Origin of the sequence: Streptomyces sp. NPDC051913, assembly GCF_044593635.1 — a bacterium.
Taxonomy (GTDB): Bacteria; Actinomycetota; Actinomycetes; order Streptomycetales; family Streptomycetaceae; genus Streptomyces.
In genome coordinates this window covers 76,164-95,644 of the sequence record NZ_JBIUCI010000016.1, presented here as the reverse complement: position 1 = coordinate 95,644, position 19,481 = coordinate 76,164, and the positions used below count along the sequence as shown (strand labels likewise).

The 19,481-nt window shown below is 72.0% G+C and carries 17 protein-coding genes; 10 read left to right on the top strand and 7 right to left on the bottom strand.

The window, feature by feature from the left end:
* Nucleotides 1-20 precede the first annotated feature (20 nt).
* A complete protein-coding gene (locus ACIHIX_RS36820; RefSeq protein ID WP_399964087.1) occupies nt 21-539 on the bottom strand; it encodes an adenylate kinase in 519 nt (172 codons plus the stop codon).
* Nucleotides 540-773: 234 nt separating this feature from the next.
* Here ACIHIX_RS36820 and ACIHIX_RS36815 point away from each other — a divergent pair, with 234 nt between their 5' ends.
* A complete protein-coding gene (locus ACIHIX_RS36815; RefSeq protein WP_399964086.1) occupies nt 774-1,835 on the top strand; it encodes a hypothetical protein in 1,062 nt (353 codons plus the stop codon).
* 2 nt (nt 1,836-1,837) lie between these two features.
* Entirely contained in the window at nt 1,838-2,947 is a 1,110-nt protein-coding gene (locus ACIHIX_RS36810) for a hypothetical protein (RefSeq protein ID WP_399964084.1), read from the top strand.
* A 63-nt stretch (nt 2,948-3,010) separates the two neighbouring features.
* Here ACIHIX_RS36810 and ACIHIX_RS36805 read toward each other — a convergent pair whose 3' ends face one another.
* Both ACIHIX_RS36805 and ACIHIX_RS36800 read right to left on the bottom strand, forming a co-directional pair.
* Nucleotides 3,011-4,522 (bottom strand): FG-GAP repeat protein, encoded by a 1,512-nt coding sequence (locus ACIHIX_RS36805; protein WP_399964082.1) that lies wholly within the window; start codon nt 4,520-4,522, stop codon nt 3,011-3,013.
* 196 nt (nt 4,523-4,718) lie between these two features.
* Nucleotides 4,719-5,714, bottom strand: a complete 996-nt coding sequence (locus ACIHIX_RS36800; protein WP_399964080.1) for a transcriptional regulator — start codon at nt 5,712-5,714, stop codon at nt 4,719-4,721.
* Between the two features lie 217 nt (nt 5,715-5,931).
* Here ACIHIX_RS36800 and ACIHIX_RS36795 point away from each other — a divergent pair, with 217 nt between their 5' ends.
* The gene (locus tag ACIHIX_RS36795; RefSeq protein WP_399964078.1) at nt 5,932-6,924 is read left to right on the top strand and encodes a LysR family transcriptional regulator; all 993 of its coding nucleotides are present in this window, start codon (nt 5,932-5,934) and stop codon (nt 6,922-6,924) included.
* On the opposite strand, the gene ACIHIX_RS36790 is transcribed toward ACIHIX_RS36795, so the two are convergent.
* From ACIHIX_RS36790 to vanR-Sc, 4 genes are all read right to left on the bottom strand, one after another.
* Entirely contained in the window at nt 6,890-7,900 is a 1,011-nt protein-coding gene (locus tag ACIHIX_RS36790; protein ID WP_399964076.1) for a threonine/serine dehydratase, read from the bottom strand. The genes ACIHIX_RS36795 and ACIHIX_RS36790 overlap by 35 nt on opposite strands.
* Before the next feature lie 30 nt (nt 7,901-7,930).
* Nucleotides 7,931-8,335 (bottom strand): nuclear transport factor 2 family protein, encoded by a 405-nt coding sequence (locus ACIHIX_RS36785; RefSeq protein ID WP_399964074.1) that lies wholly within the window; start codon nt 8,333-8,335, stop codon nt 7,931-7,933.
* A 166-nt stretch (nt 8,336-8,501) separates the two neighbouring features.
* Nucleotides 8,502-9,584, bottom strand: coding sequence for a sensor histidine kinase (locus ACIHIX_RS36780; protein WP_399964072.1), 1,083 nt, complete (start codon nt 9,582-9,584; stop codon nt 8,502-8,504).
* Nucleotides 9,577-10,248: a VanSc-type vancomycin resistance response regulator transcription factor VanR gene (vanR-Sc, locus tag ACIHIX_RS36775; protein ID WP_399964070.1), complete on the bottom strand. Its 672-nt coding sequence runs from the start codon at nt 10,246-10,248 to the stop codon at nt 9,577-9,579. The genes ACIHIX_RS36780 and vanR-Sc overlap by 8 nt, the downstream gene beginning before the upstream one ends.
* Before the next feature lie 87 nt (nt 10,249-10,335).
* Here vanR-Sc and ACIHIX_RS36770 point away from each other — a divergent pair, with 87 nt between their 5' ends.
* From ACIHIX_RS36770 to ACIHIX_RS36740, 7 genes are all read left to right on the top strand, one after another.
* Nucleotides 10,336-11,409 carry an endonuclease/exonuclease/phosphatase family protein gene (locus tag ACIHIX_RS36770; protein WP_399964069.1) on the top strand — a complete coding sequence of 358 codons (1,074 nt, stop codon included), beginning with the start codon at nt 10,336-10,338 and terminating at the stop codon, nt 11,407-11,409.
* Between the two features lie 194 nt (nt 11,410-11,603).
* The gene (locus ACIHIX_RS36765) at nt 11,604-13,058 is read left to right on the top strand and encodes an AMP-binding protein (RefSeq protein ID WP_399964067.1); all 1,455 of its coding nucleotides are present in this window, start codon (nt 11,604-11,606) and stop codon (nt 13,056-13,058) included.
* A gap of 155 nt (nt 13,059-13,213) precedes the next feature.
* Nucleotides 13,214-13,612, top strand: coding sequence for a DUF6083 domain-containing protein (locus tag ACIHIX_RS36760; protein ID WP_399964065.1), 399 nt, complete (start codon nt 13,214-13,216; stop codon nt 13,610-13,612).
* A gap of 120 nt (nt 13,613-13,732) precedes the next feature.
* A complete protein-coding gene (locus ACIHIX_RS36755) occupies nt 13,733-14,689 on the top strand; it encodes a DUF1353 domain-containing protein (RefSeq protein ID WP_399964063.1) in 957 nt (318 codons plus the stop codon).
* 177 nt (nt 14,690-14,866) lie between these two features.
* Entirely contained in the window at nt 14,867-16,348 is a 1,482-nt protein-coding gene (locus ACIHIX_RS36750) for an NlpC/P60 family protein (RefSeq protein WP_399964061.1), read from the top strand.
* Between the two features lie 157 nt (nt 16,349-16,505).
* Nucleotides 16,506-18,530 (top strand): hypothetical protein, encoded by a 2,025-nt coding sequence (locus ACIHIX_RS36745; RefSeq protein WP_399964059.1) that lies wholly within the window; start codon nt 16,506-16,508, stop codon nt 18,528-18,530.
* A gap of 47 nt (nt 18,531-18,577) precedes the next feature.
* Entirely contained in the window at nt 18,578-19,441 is an 864-nt protein-coding gene (locus ACIHIX_RS36740; protein ID WP_399964057.1) for an endonuclease/exonuclease/phosphatase family protein, read from the top strand.
* Nucleotides 19,442-19,481 lie beyond the last annotated feature (40 nt).

The window sequence follows — 19,481 nt, the reverse complement described above, 5'->3', positions numbered from 1 at the left end:
TGACCGGAGACCGGCGCCGGTCAGACGGATGACAGCCATGCCTCCGTGGCGTCGGGATGGTCGAAGCGGAGGGTGTCGAGCGGGGCGAAGCGGGGGTCGCGGACCCGGCGCCCGATCTCCCGGCGCCGGGGGCCGTGTTGGGACCACGCCCACCAGGCCGGATGCTCCCGGCTCAGCCAGCCCCGCCACGTCTCCCGGTTGCCACCGAAGAGCGCCTCGCGCGTGACGCTGCGCCGAATGGAGCGGCGCAGGACGCGCGGCATGACGACGCGCTTGGGGTAGTCCAGCCAGATCACGGCGTCGGCGCGCTCCCACAGCAGGTCGCGGACTTCCGGGTACCCGAGCGAGTCGACGACCCAGCGGGGCTCCGCGGTGAGCCGCGAAACGTCCTCGGTGAGGCTGTCGTTGACGGCCCAGTCGGGGCCGTTGAAGTACAGCGCGTCCATCTCGTGGTACGGCAGGCCCAGCCGACCGCTCAGGGCGCGGGCCAGCCTGGACTTGCCCGCCCCGGTGACGCCCACGACCAAGATCCGTTCCAAGGGTGCACTCCTTGCACTCGACCGCCGCCGGAACTCTGCGCTCCGTCGAACTTCAGCAGTCTGGCCCATGGACCCGTATCAACCGCCATGACCAGGGCGACCAGGGCTGTCCGGATCCTCCATCGGACGCACCGCCAAGGTCGGGTCGGCGGGGCCCGTGATGGCCGAATGCCTCCTGTTCACCAGGGGGTGCACGCCCGTACGGTGTGCGGCCTTCGCAGTCCGGGAGGTCTCGTGAACGGTCTCCGTACGGTCATCGTCTGTCTGGTCATCACGTGCGCGGCCATCATGGCGCCGCCCTCGGCATCGGCCGCGCCGCCCACACCGAGTTGGTCCGCGCTCCCGGTACCGGCGGCGGCCCCGCCGGTGACCGTGTCCGATCTCGCCGCCCGCGGGCCGGGCGAGGCGTGGGCGACCGGGTACGAGCACGCCGCCGACGGGCTGCGGCCGATGCTGTACCGCTGGGACGGCACGGCGTGGAGTCGGGACACCTCCTTCCCCGGCGCCGACGACCTGGGCCGGCTCGGCAAGGTGCAGTTCGTCGGTGAGGAGGTGTGGATCTTCCAGATCCGCGCGGGAGCGGGGCAGATCCTGCGCCGGTCGACGAACGGCTGGAGCGCCGTCGCGCTGCCGCGAACCCTGTGGACCTACCAGGACTTCACCGCCGTACCGGGCGCCGCCTGGGTGGTGGGCGAGGACGACACCGGCCTGAAGGTGCTGCGCTACGACGGCTCCGGCTGGACCACGCAATCCACCCCGGACGGTGTGCTGTTCCTGATGGGGATCACCGCGCGGACCGCCGCAGACGCCTGGGCATGGGCGGACACCAGCACCGGCACCGCCGTCCTGCGCTGGGACGGCACGGTGTGGCGGGACGCGAAGGTCCCGCTGCCCGCCGACAGCAACGTGCACACCATCCTGCTCGAACCGTCCGGCCGGATCACGATCGGCGGCAGCCAGTACGCCGACGGTGTGTCCCGCACCTACCTGACCGCCTTCAACGGACACACCTGGCACACCACTCACCCACCCCTCGGCGACACCTACACCGAGGGCATGGTGCGCGGCCCCGACGGCGCGCTGTGGCTGCCGACGCGCAGCGACCGCGCGTTCCAGTCCAGGTACGCGCGGGTGGACGGCGCGCGCGCCACCTTCTCCTACGGCCCGGAGCGCACCGGTGCGATCGACGTCAGACCGAGTGCCCTCGCGAGGGCCGGCTCCGCGTTGCTGTCCTTCGGGACCGCCGAGATCTACGGCTCGAAACCGAACCTGATGAGCGAGCGGCTGGGAGGCTGACCATGACCCGCAGACTTCTCGTCACGGCCCTCGCCGCCGCCCTGACCGCCATCCCGCTCATGACCTCGGCCGCGGCGCGGACCACGTCCTGGCAGCACATACCGCTCCCGGCCCAGGTCCGCCCCCAGGCCGCGCTGAACGAGGCTGTGGCGACCGAGCCGGACCGGGCGTGGGCGGTCGGCACCGACGCCGTCGGCCGCGAGGCGCCGGGCTTCCCACTGGTGCTGCGCTGGGACGGCACCGTGTGGCAGCGCCAGAGTCTGCCCGGCACCGGCCGGCAGGGTGAGCTGCTGTCCGTGGCGGCGACCTCGGCGACCACCCTCTGGGCGGTCGGCCGGGACGCGGCGGGCGGCGCCCGACTCCTGCGCTCCGACGGCGTCACCTGGACCGAGACCCGGCCGCCGAGCGGCGTCCTGCCGACGGAGGTCGTCACCGGCGGTGGTGAGACCTGGCTGATCGCTTCGCGCGACGGGGCACAGGCCCTGCTGCGCCGGGACGGGAACGGCTGGCGGGACGTCCCGGTGCCACCGGGATCCGTGTACGGCCTGCACATCCTGGCGGCCGACGACGTCTGGGCCGCGGGGGAGACCAACGCGGGTGCGGCGGTGGCGCACTGGGACGGACGGACCTGGACGCAGACGATCGTGGACGGATTCCCGCGGTCGGCCGTGGGCAGCGTGCTGGCGGTCTCCCCGACAGAGGTGTGGGCGGGTGGCACCGCCGGGTTCGTCGGCGGCCCGCCGGGGCGGCCGATCCCGCCCCTGCTGGTCCGCTTCGACGGGCAGAGCTGGAGCCGGGTCACCGTGCCCACCGACTTCGGCGGCATCACCTCACTCGCGCCCACCGCGTCCGGCGGACTCGGCTGGATCGCGGTGGCCCGCTCGCAGAAGTGGGGCCCGCCCGGCAGCACTCCGCCGCTCGTCCCCGGACCGGACTTCCTCGCCTGGACCGGTGAGTCGTTCACCGGGTACGAGGAACCCGCGGTGGCCGGGGAGGGCGACTCCAGGACACTGCGGCTGGCGCCGGTGCCGGGCACGGCGCAGGTGTGGTCGGTCGGCCGTGCCGACGGCCCCGAGGGGACCTTCGCCCCGCGCGTCCTGTGCTTCGGCTGAACGCGGTACGGGTGCGACGAGCCGCCCCCGACGGCTCGTCGCACCCGTACGCCGACGCATCGACTACTCGTCGATCACCGAACCGAAGTGGGCGCCGTGGGCGTTGCCGCCGAGAGCCGCCGCCCCGTAGGACGAGGAGCCGTCGGCGCGCAGTCCGCCCCCGCTCGCGGGCAGCAGCCACACCGCGCCGTCGCCGGCGTTCTCGTCCGGCGCGGCCGCCACGAGCTCGGCACGACCGTCGCCGTTGGTGTCGACCAGCCGCACCTGGGCGCCCCACGCGTCGCTCGCCTCGGCCGTACCGGGGATGCCGGCGGTGTTCTGGTCGAAGGACTGGGCACCGGTGCCGGTGAGCCCGGCCTTCGAACCGCGCAGCAGCCACACCGCGCCCGCGTCGGCCACCGTGCCCACGTCCTCGCCGGGCGCGCCGACCGCCACGTCGGCGCGGCCGTCACCGTCGACGTCCGCCACGGACAGGTCGTTGCCCCAGGCGTCGCCGCGCTCGCCCGTGCCGGGCACGCCGGGGGAGTTCTGCGACCACCACTGCGCGCCGCTGTCGGGGCCCTGGGTGCCGGACGGGCCGTCCTCGCCGCCGTAGTACACGCCGACGAGACCGCCGAGCGCGTTCGCGTCGCCCGTGGACTCGTCCACGGCGCTGAGCTGACCGACGACCAGGTCGTCGTAGCCGTCGCCGTTGATGTCGCCGGAGGCCGAGCCGAGACCGCCGTGCAGGTCGCGCTGGTAGGCGAGACCCTCGGCCCCGCCGGCGTACAGGGCGGACCAGCCCTTGGTGTAGTCGTCGTCGGGGCTGTAGCCGGAGACGACGAGGTCGGCGAAGCCGTTGTGGTCGTAGTCGCCGGTGGTCAGGTAGGCGCCGTTGAGGGCGTGACCGGTGGAGCGCGGGGTGCCGACCTGGCGCAGGACACCCGCGTGGTACGTGAAGACGTTCAGGCCCGCCTGGTCGAGGACGGTGAGCTGGTCGCCGTCGATGTCCCCGGTGAACCGTGCGGCGGCCAGAGCCAGGCCGAAGCGGGCGTCGGCGGTCGGCCGGGCGGCGGTGATGCTCGACGTGCGCTCGGTGTCGAGGCCCTGCGCGGAGCCGTACAGGACGGTCACCCGGCCCGCGTCCTCGATCGTGCCCTCGTCCTCGCCGGGCGCGCCGACGACCAGGTCGTCGTAGCCGTCGCCGTCGAGGTCCCCGGTGGCCACGGCCTGCCCGAAGCGGTCGCCGAACTCGGACGTCCCCGGCACTCCCTCGGACGACTGGCTCACGAGCTGGACGCCGCCCCGGGGCACGGTGTTGTTGGTGCCGATGCCGTTGGGCGCGCCGTACTGCACGGTGACGTACCCGGCGCCTTCCTTGCCGCCGACGGTGCCGTCCGGAGCACCGATGGCGACGTCGTCGTAGCCGTCGCCGTCGAAGTCGCTGTTGCGGTCGGCCGCGGCGGTGCCGCCGGGCACGCCCGCGAACGCGCTGGGCGCGGCCACGATGCCGGCGCCCGCCAGCAGCAGGAACGAGGCCGCGGCGACGGCGGCCGAGCCCGCGCTGCGGCGGCCGGTGCGCATGGTGAAGCTCATGTCTGTTTCCCCCGTGCAAGGTTGATGGTCAGTCAGTTGGTCGGCTGGTCTGTTCCGACGCAGGGTCCGACACCGGTGTCCCCCGGCGAGTTGTGGTGCCCGGGAGGGCTGTGACACGCCGGTGACATCTGTTGCGGAGCTCCGACACACACGGACGTTGGCACGAATCCTTCGGGCGTCGCCATGCTTTCGACGCTCATCGAACCGTCGCCCCCGTGCCGGCCAGCAGACTGTGCGCCAGGGGTGTGGCCGAGTGCGCCACGTGTTTTCCGTCGCGGTGGCTCACGACCAGGCCCGCCCCGCGCAGCACACCGATCTGATAGCTCGCGCTGGCCGGCGCCAGCCCCAGGGAGGCCGCCACCTCGGTCGTCGTACGAACGCGATGGCCCGCCACGTCGACGAGGACGGCGGTGCGGGTCCGGCCGAGGAGCCGGTCCAGGCGTTCCCCACCGGTGCGCAGGATCTCGATCGGCTGCTTGGTGACGGGGTAGACGAGGACCGGATCGAGCCCCGGGTCCGCCAGGGCCGTGGGCCTGCGCCAGCAGAAGAAGGAGGGCACGAGCACCAGCCCGCGGCCCTCGAGCCGTAACTCCCGGTCGACGGGATAGTCGACGTCCAGGTACGGCGGGTTCCAGCGGGCGAACGGACGCAGACCATCGAGGAGCGCGGCGGTCCCGCCGTCCAGCAGCGTCCGTGTGCGCAGGGAGACGTCGTCGCTCACCGCGGACCGCACCTGCTCCCAGTACGGTTCCAGCAGCGTGCGGAACGAGTGCCGCATGACGTCCGCCACGAGCATGAGCGAACCGAAGGTCGGCTCGTACAGGCCTCTCACCCGTCGTGGGATGCGCGTCGATGCGGCGAGCCTGGTCAGTTCGGCCGTCAACCGGTCACGCGGGGTCGCCCGGACGGCCTCCAGGCCGGCGTCCAGCCCCTCACCGGTGACCGTGGGCGTGAGGAAGTCGGGGATGTATCCGGAGGTCGGGACGTACGTCCGCAGGGTGCGCAGGGCATGCGCGGCCCGGGCGTCCTGGGCCAGCCGCTCGGTGGTCTCTCTGCGCCAGTGTCCGAAGGCCAGTGGTCCTTGGTGTGTCTGCCAGCGGCAGATCGCGCACATCAACTCCCACAGCGGGTCGGGCTGCCGGGCGATCCGCACGTTCTGCAGATCGCTCCAGCCGAAGTGGATGCGAAGCAAGGGCGTTCCTCGAGGGTGTTGGGGGCACCCGATCAGCGAGGTGCTGCTCGGGCCGCCGGACCGGGCTGCGACACCGGCCCCCTTGCCGACCCCTCGGCGGCAAGGGCCGCTCGGGCTCCGGGCCGGCCCGGCGACTGAGTCGATCCTTTCCAGAGCGCTGCGGGACCGGAAGATCGGAAGCGGAGAGGATCGGCTCCCGCTCGATAAACTTCCCTGTATGAGACCTGGTCGTGGGGTTGGTGCCACGCGCGAACCGAGCCTTCATCAACTCCGGCTGCTGCTCGTCCTCGCGGAGGAACTCCACTTCGGGAGAGCCGCCGCACGGGTCTATGTCACCCAGCCCGCGTTCAGCCAGCAGATCAGGTCGCTGGAACAGCGGCTGGGCGTCGAACTCGTCGAACGCGGCGGCCGGGCGGTACGGCTCACCGTCGCCGGCCAGGCTCTCGTCCAGGACGCGAGGGCGGTGGTCGACGCCATGGCCCGGCTGCTCCAGGCCGCCGACGTCCACGCCGGAACGACCCGCGGCCGGCTGCGGATCGGCAGCCTCGGCGCCGAGGCGGCCATGCCCTACGCCCAGGCCATCCTCACCCGACTCCGCGGCTCGCACGCCGACTTGGAGACAGAGGTCCGCAACCTGTCCTTCGTCGACATGTTCAGCAAACTGAGCACCGGCGAGGTCGACGCCGCCTTCCTCCGCGGCCCGCTGCCCCCGGGCATCCAGTCCCTGCACCTGGCCACCGAGACCCGCGTGGTCTGCCTGCCCGCCGACGACCCGCTCGCCGACCGGGACGTGCTCACCCTCGCCCAGCTCGCGGACCGTGTCGTCGTCGACATGCCCCCGGAGGTGCCCCGCTCCTGGTGGGACCACCTCACGGTCAATCCGCGCCCGGACGGAACGCCGGTCCGCTTCGGACCGGTCGTCAGGGACACCGAGAGCATGGTCCTCGCCGTCACCCAGCAGCAGGCGATCACCTTCCTGCCCGCCGCGGCCCGCCGTCTCTATCCGCGTGCCGGCCTCACCTATGTCGACGTCCCGGAACTGGGCGTCTCGACCGCCGAACTCGCCTGGCTCCCGGAGAACCGGGACAAGCCCGCCGTGTCCGCGCTGCGCGAGGTGGCCCGCCAGGTCCTGCACGAGGCGCGGACCGCGGAGCCGGAGGCAGCGGCCACGGACGTCAAAGCTCCCCCCGTACCCCCTGATCCGGGGTGAGCGGGGTGGCACCGACCCAGCGGTGATAGGACCCCATGTCGACGTTGCTGCCGCACACGATCGTCACCACATGCCGGCCCGCGAAGCGTGCGCGGTCCTCCATGATCGCCGCGATGCCGAGCGCGGCCGACGGCTCGACGACGAGACCGGCGTGGTGGAGCAGCAGCCGCATCCCGGCGACGATCGACGGCTCCCGGACCAGGACGGCGTCGTCGGCGACCAGGAGGAGGTCGTCCAGCACCGCGGGGATGGGGAACCGGCCGGCGACCCCGTCGGCGATGGTGTCGGTCGCGTCGGTGGTGACGACATGCCGGGCCCGCCACGACAGGGTCAGCGCGGGCGCCCCCTGCGGCTGTACACAGATCACCTCGACCCCGGGGGCGAGGGCCTTGAGCACATGACCGACGCCGGTGGCCAGCGCCCCGCCGCCGAGCGCGACCAGGACGGCGTCGTAGGGCGGGACCGTGGCTAGGCGGTCCACGAGTTCCAGGCCGATGGTCGCCGCCCCCTCGCAGGTCTCGAGGTCGAGACTGTCCTCCAGCAGCCGCACCCCGTCGTGTCGCGCGATGGCCGCCGCCCGCTCACGAGCCGTCTCGTGGTCACCGTCCACCAACTCCAGCCGGGCGCCCAGCGCGCGGACACGATCGAGCTTGGCCTCGGTCGCGAAGCGCGACGCCACGACGGTGACGTCCAGGCCACGGCCGTGAGCGGACCAGGCGAGGGCCTGGCCGAGGTTGCCCGCGCTGGCGCACACCACGGCCCGTGCCCCGTCCTCGGCGAGCCGGCTCGCGACCAGCTCGGTGCCGCGGCCCTTGAAGCTGCGGACCGGGTTCGCCGTCTCCAGCTTGATGCTCACCGCGCAGCCGAGTTCGGGCTCCAGCGCCTCGCACCGGTACAGCGGGGTGTCGAGGAACACCGGGTCGATCGCGCGGCGGGCGGCGCGGATCCGGGCGGTGTCGAGGCGTGTCTGCCGCATGGCGCCCGAGCGTAGCGAGCGAGCGCGCTGTCAGCTGCCGGACCAGGCCTGGGCGACGGCGTAGGTGTCCTCGTAGAGGTGGTAGCGGGTGATCCGCCCGTCCCGGACCGTGGTGTGCAGGGCGAACGCGGTGTCGATGTCCCGGCCCGTCTTCCTGACCTCGGAGACCATACGCCCGGTCAACACCACGTCGTCGCCCTCGGCGATGACCTGGCGCAGCTCGAACTCCTTGGCCCGCACATGGGTCTTGAGCAACTCGAAGAACGTCCGCATGCCGTCCGCCGAGTCGACCTCGGGCACCCAGGGGATGCCCGGCGGGTGCGGGATGGAGAACGACACCGAGTCGGCGAACAGCGCCGCGGCCTCCGCGCTCCTGCCTTCGGCGAGCAGTGGGAAGAGGCGTTGCACGGTCTGTGTCGGTGACTCTGCTGCCATGTGTGTCGTCCTCACCGGTCTGTGCTCATGGGGTCGTGGGGCCATGGGGCAATGGTTTACGGGGCAATGGGTCATGGGACGCCCGATGCCGTTCCATGAGGCTCCGATCCGGGGCGGGCGGCAAGGGATTCGATCCTGCTCGAACAGCGGGCGGTCGGCCGGGCCTTCACGGAGGGAGGGCCGGCAGTTCCACGGTGACGCGGATCCCGCCGGTGGAGCGCGGGGTGAGGGTCAGGGTGCCGTCGTGGGCCTCGGTGATGGTCTTGACGATGGCGAGGCCGAGGCCGACGCCCGCGTGGTCGGTGTGGACGCGGTCGGTGCCGCGCCGGAAGGGCTCGGTGAGGGTGGGGACGAGGTCGGGGGCGAGGTGCCCGCCGGTGTTCTCGACCGTGAGCAGCACCGACGTGGGGCGGACGCCGGTCGTGACGCGTACCGTGCCCCCCTCGGGCAGGTTGTGGACGATCGCGTTGTGCACGAGGTTCGTGGTCAGTTGCAGCAGGAGCGGTTCCGAGCCGGCCGCGGGGGCGATGTCGCCGATGGTCTCGATGGTGACGCCGCGCTTCTCCGCGAGGGGCAGGAGCGTCTCGGTGGCTTCCTCCGCGACGAGGGACAGGTCGACCCGCTCACGGGTGAAGGACCGCTGCTCGGCACGGCTGAGCAGCAGCAGCGCCTCCGTGAGGTCGATCGCCCGGGTGTTGACCGCGTGGAGGCGGTCGATGACCTCGTCGCGGTCGTGGTCCGGGTCGGTGCGGGCCACGTCGAGGAGTGTCTTCGAGATGGCGAGCGGGGTGCGCAGCTCGTGGGAGGCGTTGGCGGCGAATCGCCGTTGCTCGGCGACGTGGGCTTCGAGCCGGGCGAGCATCGTGTCGAAGGCGTCGGCGAGTTCACGGAACTCGTCCTGCGGCCCGGGCAGCCGGATGCGGTGCGCGAGCGATCCCGCCGCGGCCGTGCGCGTGGCGTGGGTGATGCGGTCGAGGGGGGCGAGCATACGGCCGGCGAGGAGCCATCCTCCGACGAGGCCGAAGACCAGGAGGAACCCCATGACCGTGGCGGCCATCGGGGCGAAGCCGCGCACGAACGTGGTGCCCGGAGTGGCTCGCCACGCCCCCCTCTCGTTGGTCTGCAGCCACCCCTCCTCCAGGAGGAAGTACCCGATGGCGGCGAGCAGCAGGGCGCCGGCGACCATGAGGAATCCGGCGTAGCTCAGGGTGAGTTTGAGGCGGACGCTCAGCCCGGGCCGCCTATCCACGGTCCTCGCCTTCGATCCGGTAGCCGACACCGGGCACGGTGGCGATGACCCACGGCTCGCCGAGCCGCTTGCGCAGCGCCGAGACGGTGATGCGTACGGCGTTGGTGAACGGGTCCGCGTTCTCGTCCCACGCCCGCTCCAGGAGCTCCTCGGCGCTGACGACACCGCCCTCCGCGGCGACGAGGACCTCCAGCACGGCGAACTGCTTCCGGGTCAGGGCGACGAACCGGCCGTCCCGGTAGACCTCTCTGCGGAACGGGTCGAGGCGCAGCCCCGCGATCTCCCGCACGGGCGGCCTGCTGTGGGCGCGTCTGCGGTCGAGTGCCCTGAGGCGGAGCGCGAGTTCGCGGAGCTCGAAGGGTTTCGTGAGGTAGTCGTCGGCGCCGAGTTCGAAGCCGGAGGCCTTGTCGTCGAGGCGGTCGGCCGCGGTGAGCATGAGGATCGGCATACCGCTGCCGGAGGCGACGATGCGCTTGGCGACCTCGTCACCGGACGGTCCGGGGATGTCACGGTCGAGGACGGCGATGTCGTACGCGTTGACACCCAGCAGTTCCAGGGCGGTGTCGCCGTCTCCCGCGATGTCGGCGGCGATCGCTTCGAGGCGCAGTCCGTCGCGGATGGCCTCCGCCATGAAGGGTTCGTCCTCGACGATCAGCACACGCATGCTCTCCAGGCTACGAGCGGACACATATCGTCGGCATATCGAAAACCGCATACGTGCCGGCAACACCGCCCCGCCTTGACTGGCCGTATGAGGCAGAGCGTGGAGACGCGGACCGAGCGGGAACAGGCCGGCGCGGAGCAGACCGAAGGGGAACAGACCGGCGCCGAGCAGACCGGAGACAAGGCGGTCGGACGGTGGGGGCCGTGGAAGCGTGGCCCGGTGTTCGTGGTCCTGGCGTCGCTGCTGGGTCTGGTCATGCTGGGCCATGGGCAGATCACGGACCGCGGCAGCCTCGGCAGCCTGGTGGAGACGTTTTTGCCGTGGTGCGGCCTGTTCGTCCCGGTGCTGCTCGCCGGGGCGCTGTGGCGCCGCTCGGCCTCCGCGGTCGTCGCGCTGCTGCTGCCGGTGACCGTGTGGCTGAACCTGTACGGCGGGCTGCTGGTCGACAAGTCCCACTCCGGCGCCGATCTCACCCTCGTCAGCCACAACGTCGGCGCCGACAACCCCGACCCGGCCGCGACCGCCCGCGACCTGGCCGCGTCCGGGGCGGACGTGCTGGCGCTGGAGGAGCTGACCGAGCAGGACCGCGGCACGTACGAGAAGGAGCTGGCGACGGCGTATCCCCACCACACGGTGCGGGGCACGGTCGGCCTGTGGAGCAGGCTGCCCCTGTCCGACAGCGGGCCGGTCGACATCAAGCAGGACGCGGGGCCGCTCGGCGACGCCAAGTCCGTCGACGAGAAGCTGGGCTACAACCGGGCACTGCGCACCACGGTGACCACCGACCAGGGTCCGCTGACGGTGTACGTGGCCCACCTCGGTTCCGTACGCCTCATGCCCAGGGGAGGCTTCTGGACCGACTCACGGGACCGGGGAGCGCAGGCGCTCGGCGAGGCCGTCGCCGCCGACCGCAGCGAGCGCCTGGTGCTGCTCGGCGACCTGAACGGCACCACCGACGACCGTGCGCTCGCCGGCCTGACCTCGCGGCTCCGCTCGGCCCAGGAGGCGGCCGGGGACGGGTTCGGCTTCAGCTGGCCGGCGCGTTTCCCGGTGGCACGGATCGACCAGATCCTGGTCAGGGGAGTGGAGCCGAGGAGCTCATGGGTGCTGCCGGCCACCGGTAGCGACCATCTGCCGGTGGCGGCCGGGATCAGCTGGTGAGCGGGGCGCCTCCCGGCTGCCCGGGTCGTTCGTGGACGAGACCGGGGCGCGGCGCGGATCTTCGTGGGTTCCGCCAGTACGCGGAGCGGGCGTGATGCGGAAAGACTGACCGGGAGTGGCCGCGCTCGCCCCGGCCCTCCGGGCGACGGGCGAGTCCGACCGGTCGCCTGCCCGCGAGAGCGCGAAGGAGTTCCATGCTCGACGGCTGCACGCCCTGGCCCGAGGTGTTCGTGGACCGCTACCGGGCGGCCGGGCACTGGCGGGGCCACACGCTGGACGACCTGCTGCGCGGCTGGGCCCTGGAGTACGGTCCCCGGACCGCGCTGGTGCAGGGCGACACCCGCCTCACGTACGCGCGACTGAACCGGCGTGTCGAACGCATGGCCGCGGGCTTCCGGCTGCGGGGCCTGCGTCCCGGGCAACGGGTCGTCGTCCAGCTGCCGAACGTCCCCGAGCTCGTCGTCACGGCGTTCGCGTTGATGCGCGCGGGAGCGATCCCCGTGTTCTGCCCGCTGTCGTACCGCGCGGCCCAGGTGTCCCAGGCCGCCCGGGTCAGTGAGGCCGTCGGCTATGTCGGCCCCTCGACGTACGAGGGCGTCGACCACCGGGCGACGGCCGCGGACATCGCGGCCCGATGGCCCTTCCTGCGGCGGGTGTTCATCTACGAGGAGCCGGGCACCTCCTCCCCGTACGGCGGACTCGCCACCGACCCGTCGGGCTGCCACTACTTCCCGCTGGACTCCGTGGACGCCCCACCCGACCGCCCCCTCGCACGGAGCGCCGACGAGGTCGCCTTCCTCCTTCTCTCCGCCGAGTCCGCCGAGTCCGCCGAGTCCGACAAGGCTGATCAGGCCGACAAGGCCGATGAGTCCGACGAGTCCGACGAGTCCGACAAGGCTGATCAGGCCGACAAGGCCGCCGGGACCGCCGCGACGACGCCCCGGCTCGTCCCGCGCACCCACGACGACTACGCCTACCAGCTCCGGGCCGCCGCCGAGTCCATCCCGCTCACCGAGCACGACGTGTATCTCGCCGCGCTGCCCGCCGAGTTCACCCTCACCTTCGGCTGCCCCGGCATCCTCGGCACGCTCTCCGTCGGCGGCACCGCCGTCCTGGCCGAGAAGCCGACTCCGGCCGAGTGCTTCGCCCTCATCGCCCGGGAGCGGGTCACCTTCACCTCGGTGGTGTCCGAGGTCGCCCGACGCTGGCTGGAGGAACTCCCCAAGACCCAGGCCGACTTGAGCAGCCTGCGACTCATCCAGCTGGGCGGCGCGCCGGCGGACCGAGGTACCGCGCGGCAACTGGGCACCGACCTGGCCTGCCGCGTGCAGCAGCTCTACGCCACGCCGGAGGGCCTGCTCGTCCTCACCCCGCCGGCCGCCCCGGACGACGCGGCGCTCGCCACCCACGGCCGGCCTCTCTCACCCGACGACGAGATCCGCGTCGTCGACGCCGACGACAACGACGTACCTCCCGGGACGCCCGGTGAACTCCTCGTCCGCGGCCCCCACACCCCGCGCGGCCACTACCGAGCCCCCGACCACACCACCCACGCCTTCACCCACGACGGCTACCTGCGCACCGGCACCGTCGCACGCTCCAGCGAGACCGGCGCCCTGACCGTGACCGGCCGTCTCGCCGAGGCGTAGCGCGGCGGCCTCGGGACGCGGCTGAGCAGCGCCGACCGGACGCGTCCGAATCGCCCTCTACTGCAATCGTGTCGTATTCACTCATCATCGAACACATGGGGGCATCAAGGGATCAAGGGTGGTTATGCCATCGGTGCGGGGCGATCGACGAGACCGTGCGCGATCGTGGCCGGATCGATCTCATGGCCAGGCTCTGCGAGCGGTGCTGGAACATCCTCGCGAACGAGATGGCGCGACTCGACGGAGCGACGGCCGCGCCGAGACCCGAGCCAGATCCTGACGATCCGTCATGGATCGAGCCGCCGACCTGTCCGCAGTGCGCGAGGCCCGTCCGCGTGTACCCGACCAACTACGACCGATGGGTCAGCCTCGCCGAGGTCGCGCTTCCCGCCAAGGACGTTCCCGAGCCCTTCCGTTGGCGTCTGACGAAGCTTCCCGGTCGGTCCCTCGCCGGCCTCGACGTCGTGGCGGTACGGGTACGCGGACTCGATCCCCTGCCCGGCGAACCCGTCGTACCGGCGCATCGCATGCTGTGCGTGCCCGACGACCGGTAGAGGGCGGCCGACCGGCCGTCAGGCGCACGGGTGACGGTGTGTCACGAGGATGGGTGGCGGCCCCCGATCGACGGAAGAGAGTAAGGAGGGTACGAATTCCGCTGGCGAGAGGGGACGTGTATGTCTGCGTCCGAGGTGGGACCGGGCACGACGACGAGGAAGGCCGTGCAGGAGCCGATTCCCGCGCAGCCGCGGCGGTTCTACGACGGTGGTGTCGACTCCGGTGAAGGGCAGCCGGAGATTGCGCCCGACCCCGGCTGCGACCCGCGCATCGAGCTGGTCCGGGTCATCGAGGAGGGCCGCGAGGAGTTCGCGATGCGGCGGCGTATCGCCTACCGGGACCGCCACCTCGGTGAACTCCTCGTGCCCCGGGAGACACGGACCTTCCGCAGCGATCTGACGTCGGTGCCCGCGTTCTTCACCTGGCTGGTGCCGAAGACCGGGGAACACCTCCCGGCGACGCTGCTGCACGACGGGCTGATCCACTGGCCCGACGAGCCGACGTACGTCTCGACCGACCACCATGTCGTACTGCGCGCGGAGGCCGACCGCGTTCTGCGCGACGCGATGGCGGACGCCGGCACCGGGCTGATCCGGCGTTGGCTGGTGTGGTCGGCGGTGGCGACGGCGACGATGCTCGACGGCCGGGGAACGGGCTGGACCACCCCGCACGCGTGGCGCTGTCGCCTGACCGCGGCCCTCACCGTCGTGGCCGTCGCCGTGCTCGGCCTGTGGGCGACCCTCGACCTGTTCGACACTCTGCCCGCCTTCCTTCCGGAACTCCCGTGGATGGGCGACCGCAGGTGGTTCGTCGAGCTGGCCGGAGGTCTGTCGGGCGCGGTCGTGATCCCGCTGGCGCTGGCGCTCCTGTGGGGGCCTTTCCGGATCGCCGGGGCGGTCCTGGGAGTGAGCCTCGCGCTACTGCTGCACGTCACGGTCGCGTTGCTGATCCTGACCGGGCTCTACCGGGCGCTGGAGAGGCTCACCAGGAAGGCGCCGAACGCGGCACGCGCGCTGGCCTGGGCCGCGGGGCCGCTGGTGCTGCTCGTCTTCGCCGCGGTGCTGCTCCAACAGTGAGGCCTGGCAAGAGATTCCGCTGCCTCGGCCGTGCCCAAGGTCACAGAAGCGTATCGGGCATTTTACCCTTCAATCTTCACGAAAGGATCACAAGTTGGCTAGGTTGACCCTGGCCCGCACGACATCCTTCGAACAACAGGTCGTCTCGTGCGTTCTCGTACGGAAGGAGCCCGTCCCATGTCGCCGGAACCCCTGCGCTCGCAGTCCTCAGGTGTCCCGTCAGCAGGTGAGGGAGAGGCGCCGAGCCGTGACGAGGTCCGCCGGCGGATCAACAGCCTCTACGACCGGGCCGAGAGCGACACGGGCACCTTCAACGCGACCCGCGCGCTGGCGATACCGCGGCAGCGGGGCGGGGGCGGCCGTGGCTCCCAGGACAGCGTGGAGCCCGCGCTCTCGGACCTGACTCGACAGTGGTTCGACGCGGCCCGGGCCAAGTTGGGCCCGACCGTCGCGGCGCCGCGGACCGAAGGGCGCAGGCCGTCGGCCCGGCCGGCTCCCGCGGCCCGCGCCCCCCGGCCCGCGGAACGTCCGGCGGAGCCCCTCGCCCTGGAGGCGCCCCGGGCGCCCGAGGCGTCGGTTCCGGAGCTTCCGGCCGCGCCGGTACGGGAGTTGCCGGCCGGTCCGGTGCCGGCCGTCGAGTCCCGGTCGGACACGGGGGTGTGGGGCACGGGTCCGCAGCCGGTCCTCGGCGGCGGCGCGCCCCAGTGGCCGCTGCCCGAGTCATCCCTGACGCAACTCCCCGAGCCCACCGCCGTGTTGCCGGCCGTTCAGGACTCCGTCATCGGTTCCTACGAGGTGAGTCCCCCCGCGAGCGACGGCGCACTGTTCGGCACCGGCCCGGCAACGGCTGGGATCGCCCCGTATCTCAGGGGCGGTGCGGCCGATCAGGCCCCTTCGTACACCGCCGAGTGGCCGATCGACGCGACGGCGGCCACGTATGAGACCGCGCTTCCGGCGCCCTCTGTATCGGCGGCCTACGAGCCGGCAGCCGTTACGGCAACGGCCTTTGCTGCACCGGCCTTTGCTGCACCGGCCGTTGAGCCGACCGCCTTCGAGACGGCGACCTTTGAGACAGCGACCGTTGAGCCGGCCCCCGCTGTGCCGGCCTACACGGCGCCGCCCGCCTATCCGACCCCTGAGGGCGCGACGGCCCTCGCCCCGGCGCCTCCGGCCCCCGCCCCGGCCGTGACCTTCGCTCCCTCGCCCCTCGAATCCCCCGCCGTCCCCGCTCCCGTCCCCGCTCCCGTCGCCCCCGTCGCGTTCGAGAGCCCCGCACCACCGCCGGTGGACGTCGTTCGCAGCACCAAGGCCGAGCGGGTGATCGACTTCGCGCGGGCGCAGATCGGCCGTCCCTGTGTCTGGGGAGCGGCCGGACCGGGATCCTTCGACGCCCCCGGTCTGTCCCAGGCCGCCTGGAAGGTGGCCGGGGTGACGCTCCCGCGGACCGTCCAGGCGCAGGCCGGAGCGGGGACGCCGGTCGCCCTCGCGGACGTACGGGCCGGGGATCTGGTCTTCTTCCACGACGACCTCAGTCATGTGGGCATCTGGACCGGGAACGGCATGATGATCCACGCCCCGGGGCCGGGGACGCCGGTCCGTGAGGAGTCGGTGTTCTTCGCCGGGCAGACCGCGATCAGGGGAGCGATCCGCCCCGCCTGACACGTCACCGCCGGGCAGTTCTCCCTGAATCCCGCATGAACCAAAGCTGAACATTTTGTGATCTCCGGGTGCACAACCATGCATGGCCTCCCCGGGTCGAACTGGCGACCAACGGTGTTACCGCACCGTGCTCAGTTCCTTGGGGGGAACCTTGTCCATGATGGTCCGTCAGGTGTGTGGTGCGCTGCGGGTGCGCGGGGCCACCGACCTTTTTCTTGTCCTGTTGCTGGCAGCCGGTTTCATGGCGCTGCCGGTCTTCGCGCTGCTGCCGTGGCTGGGGGGCTTCGCGGTGGCGTCGATGGTGAGCTATGCTGCCGACGAGGCGTTGCACGTGCGGGCGCCGGGGTTCGTGCGCCGGCTGGCGACGCTCCAGTTGGACCGCACGCTGCGGTTCGCCGTCCGTACGGTGATGCTGCTGGCGCTGGCCGAGCGGATGGGCGCGTCGGACGCGCTGCTGGTCTCCGCGCTCGCCGTGTTCAGCGTCCACTTCGCGCTCGTGATGCTGTACACCGCCTTGCATCACGCGGTCCGGCGCCGTCGCGTGCTGCCGCTGGTGGTGCGCAACCTGGACATGAGCGGGTTGCCGCTCCCGCAGCAGCCGCCGGCCATCCTGTTCCGGCGCTTTCTGCGCAAGCTGCTGCACCTCGACCTCCCGGCGCACGTCGGCTTTCTGGTGGCGCTGGCCACGGGAACCCGGGAGTGGGCGTACGCCGGCTTCGCGCTGACCCTCGGCATCACCGCGGTGGCGGTGCTGGCGCTGGCGGGGCAGTACCTGCGGGCGCGGCGCATGCCGGTGCGGGAGGACGTGTTCGCCGAGGTCAACCGTCAACTCGCGGCATACGGGCCCGAGGTGGCGCTCTACTTCAGCTTCGCCGCCGTGTCCCGTGACTTCATGTACCAGGTGAACATGTGGCTGGAGACGCTGGAGCGGCTCGACCGGCGCCCGCTGATCATCCTGCGCGAGCGGGCCTCGTTCCGTTACCTCGGCCGCACCCGACTGCCCGTCCTGTGCGTCCCCAAGGCCGACGACCTGGCCGAACTGGACCTGTCCGGCGTCCGCGTCGTCCTCTACCCCGGCAACGCCGGCAAGAACGTCCACATGCTGCGCATCGCGGAGGCCAAGCACGTCTTCATCGGGCACGGCGACAGCGACAAGCTGGCCAGCAGCAACCGGGTCAGCAAGGTGTATGACGAGATCTGGGTGGCCGGCCGGGCCGGGCGCGACCGGTACCGGCGGGTGCGGCACGCCATCAGCGACGCGGCGATCGTCGAGGTGGGCCGTCCGCAGCTGGCGCCGATCCAGCTCCACGCCGACCGCGTGCCCGGCCGTCGCCCCGTGGTCATGTACGCCCCCACATGGGAGGGCTGGAGCGACGACGACTGCCACACGTCCCTCATCCCGATGGGCGTCCGACTGGTCGAGAAGCTGCTGGCCGAGGACGTACGGGTCATCTACAAGCCGCATCCGCTGACCGGCAAGCGTTCGGCCGAGGCCGCCGAGGCCGACCGGGCCATCCGCGAGCTGCTGCACGCCGACAACGAACTCCGCCGGGCCGCACCGGCGCAGACCGACCTCGCCGCCGTCCGACCGCGGCTGACCGAGATCCGCACCCGGCTCGACGAGCTGGCCGGACGCCAGCGCGGCGACGACGCCCAGCGGACCCGCGAGGCACGTCCGCCCGAGCTCGACGACGCGGCCGAGTGGCACACCCTGCACGCCGAGTGGCACCGACTGTTCTGGGAGAGCCACGGCGCACTCGGCCACCATGTGATCCTTGAGCAACTGCCCACCCTGTACGAGTGCTTCAACCAGGCGGACATGCTCGTCAGCGATGTCTCCTCCGTGGTCGCCGACTTCGTCGCCAGCCTCAAGCCGTACGTCCTCACCAACGCCCACGACCTGCCCGACGAGGAGTTCCGGGCCGCCTACACCACCGCGGGCGGCGCGTATCTCCTCGACCGGGACTGCACCCGACTCCCGGACATCCTCCACTCGGTGCGCGAGCCGCTGAACGACCCGATGGCGCCCGAGCGCCGCACCCTCAAGGAGTACGTCCTGGGCCCGGACCACCCCACCTCCATGGAGCGCTTCAACACGGCCGTCAACGCCCTGGCCGACAAGGGCGCGGCGGAGCTCGCGGAGGACCGGACACTCCTGGAGCCGACCGACCTCGTCGGCTGAGCGGATCGGCGACAGGTTGCCGACAGGTCCTTCGCATAGCCTCGTACGTGCGTAACCAGCTCGGGGAGGCATGGGTGTTCGGACGGGGCGCGCGGTGGTGTGCGGGTGCGGTGATCGCGGTCGGCGTGCTGCTCGTCGGCTCCAGCGCGCCGAGAGGTGCGGTCATCGGCAGACCGCTCCCGGTCGGCGCGGCCACGGAGGTCGTGCCGAACCGGGTCATGACGTGGAACATGTGCAACCCGTGCAAGCAGGCCAACGTCGACCGGGCGACGGAGATCGCCACGTACGCGCCCCAGGTCATCGGGTTGCAGGAGGCGTGCGCGAGTGACGTGTCGAGGATCCGGGACTATCTGGAGGGTCTTTACGGGCTGAAGTACCACGTCGAGTACGGCACGGTGCTGCAGAAGTGGGGCCGCTGCGGGGGAGTGCCGTGGAATCCGGGCGGCTACGGCCAGGCGATCCTCTCGGCGGCGCCCATGACCGACCCGGTCCTCGTGGAGTATCCCGACGGCGGCTCCGAGGACCGCGGGTACATGGCGGTCACCACCACGGTGGACGGCCGGAAGGTCCGGGTCTTCAACACGCACCTCGCCCAGCGCCGCCAGGAGTCGGTCCGCGCGGAGCAGGCCGAGGTGCTCGCCAAGGCCGTCGCCCGGTACGACCGCGTGATCGTGGTCGGCGACTTCAACGCCACGCCGGAAACCGCCGAACTGGCCCCGCTCTGGGCCCTGGCCGAGGACACCGACCCCCAGTGCCGTCCCACGGCCTCCGGCGCCTGTGACACGACCACCGACTGGCACAGCAAGTTCGACTACGTCTTCCTGCGCGGCGTCGCCTCGCTCCGCCACCAGGTCCACCTCACCCCGTACTCGGACCACGATCTGCTGCAATCGGACCTGGATCTGAGCTGAGACGACGGACCTTCTCCGTGCTGTGCCGCGGTGACAAGAC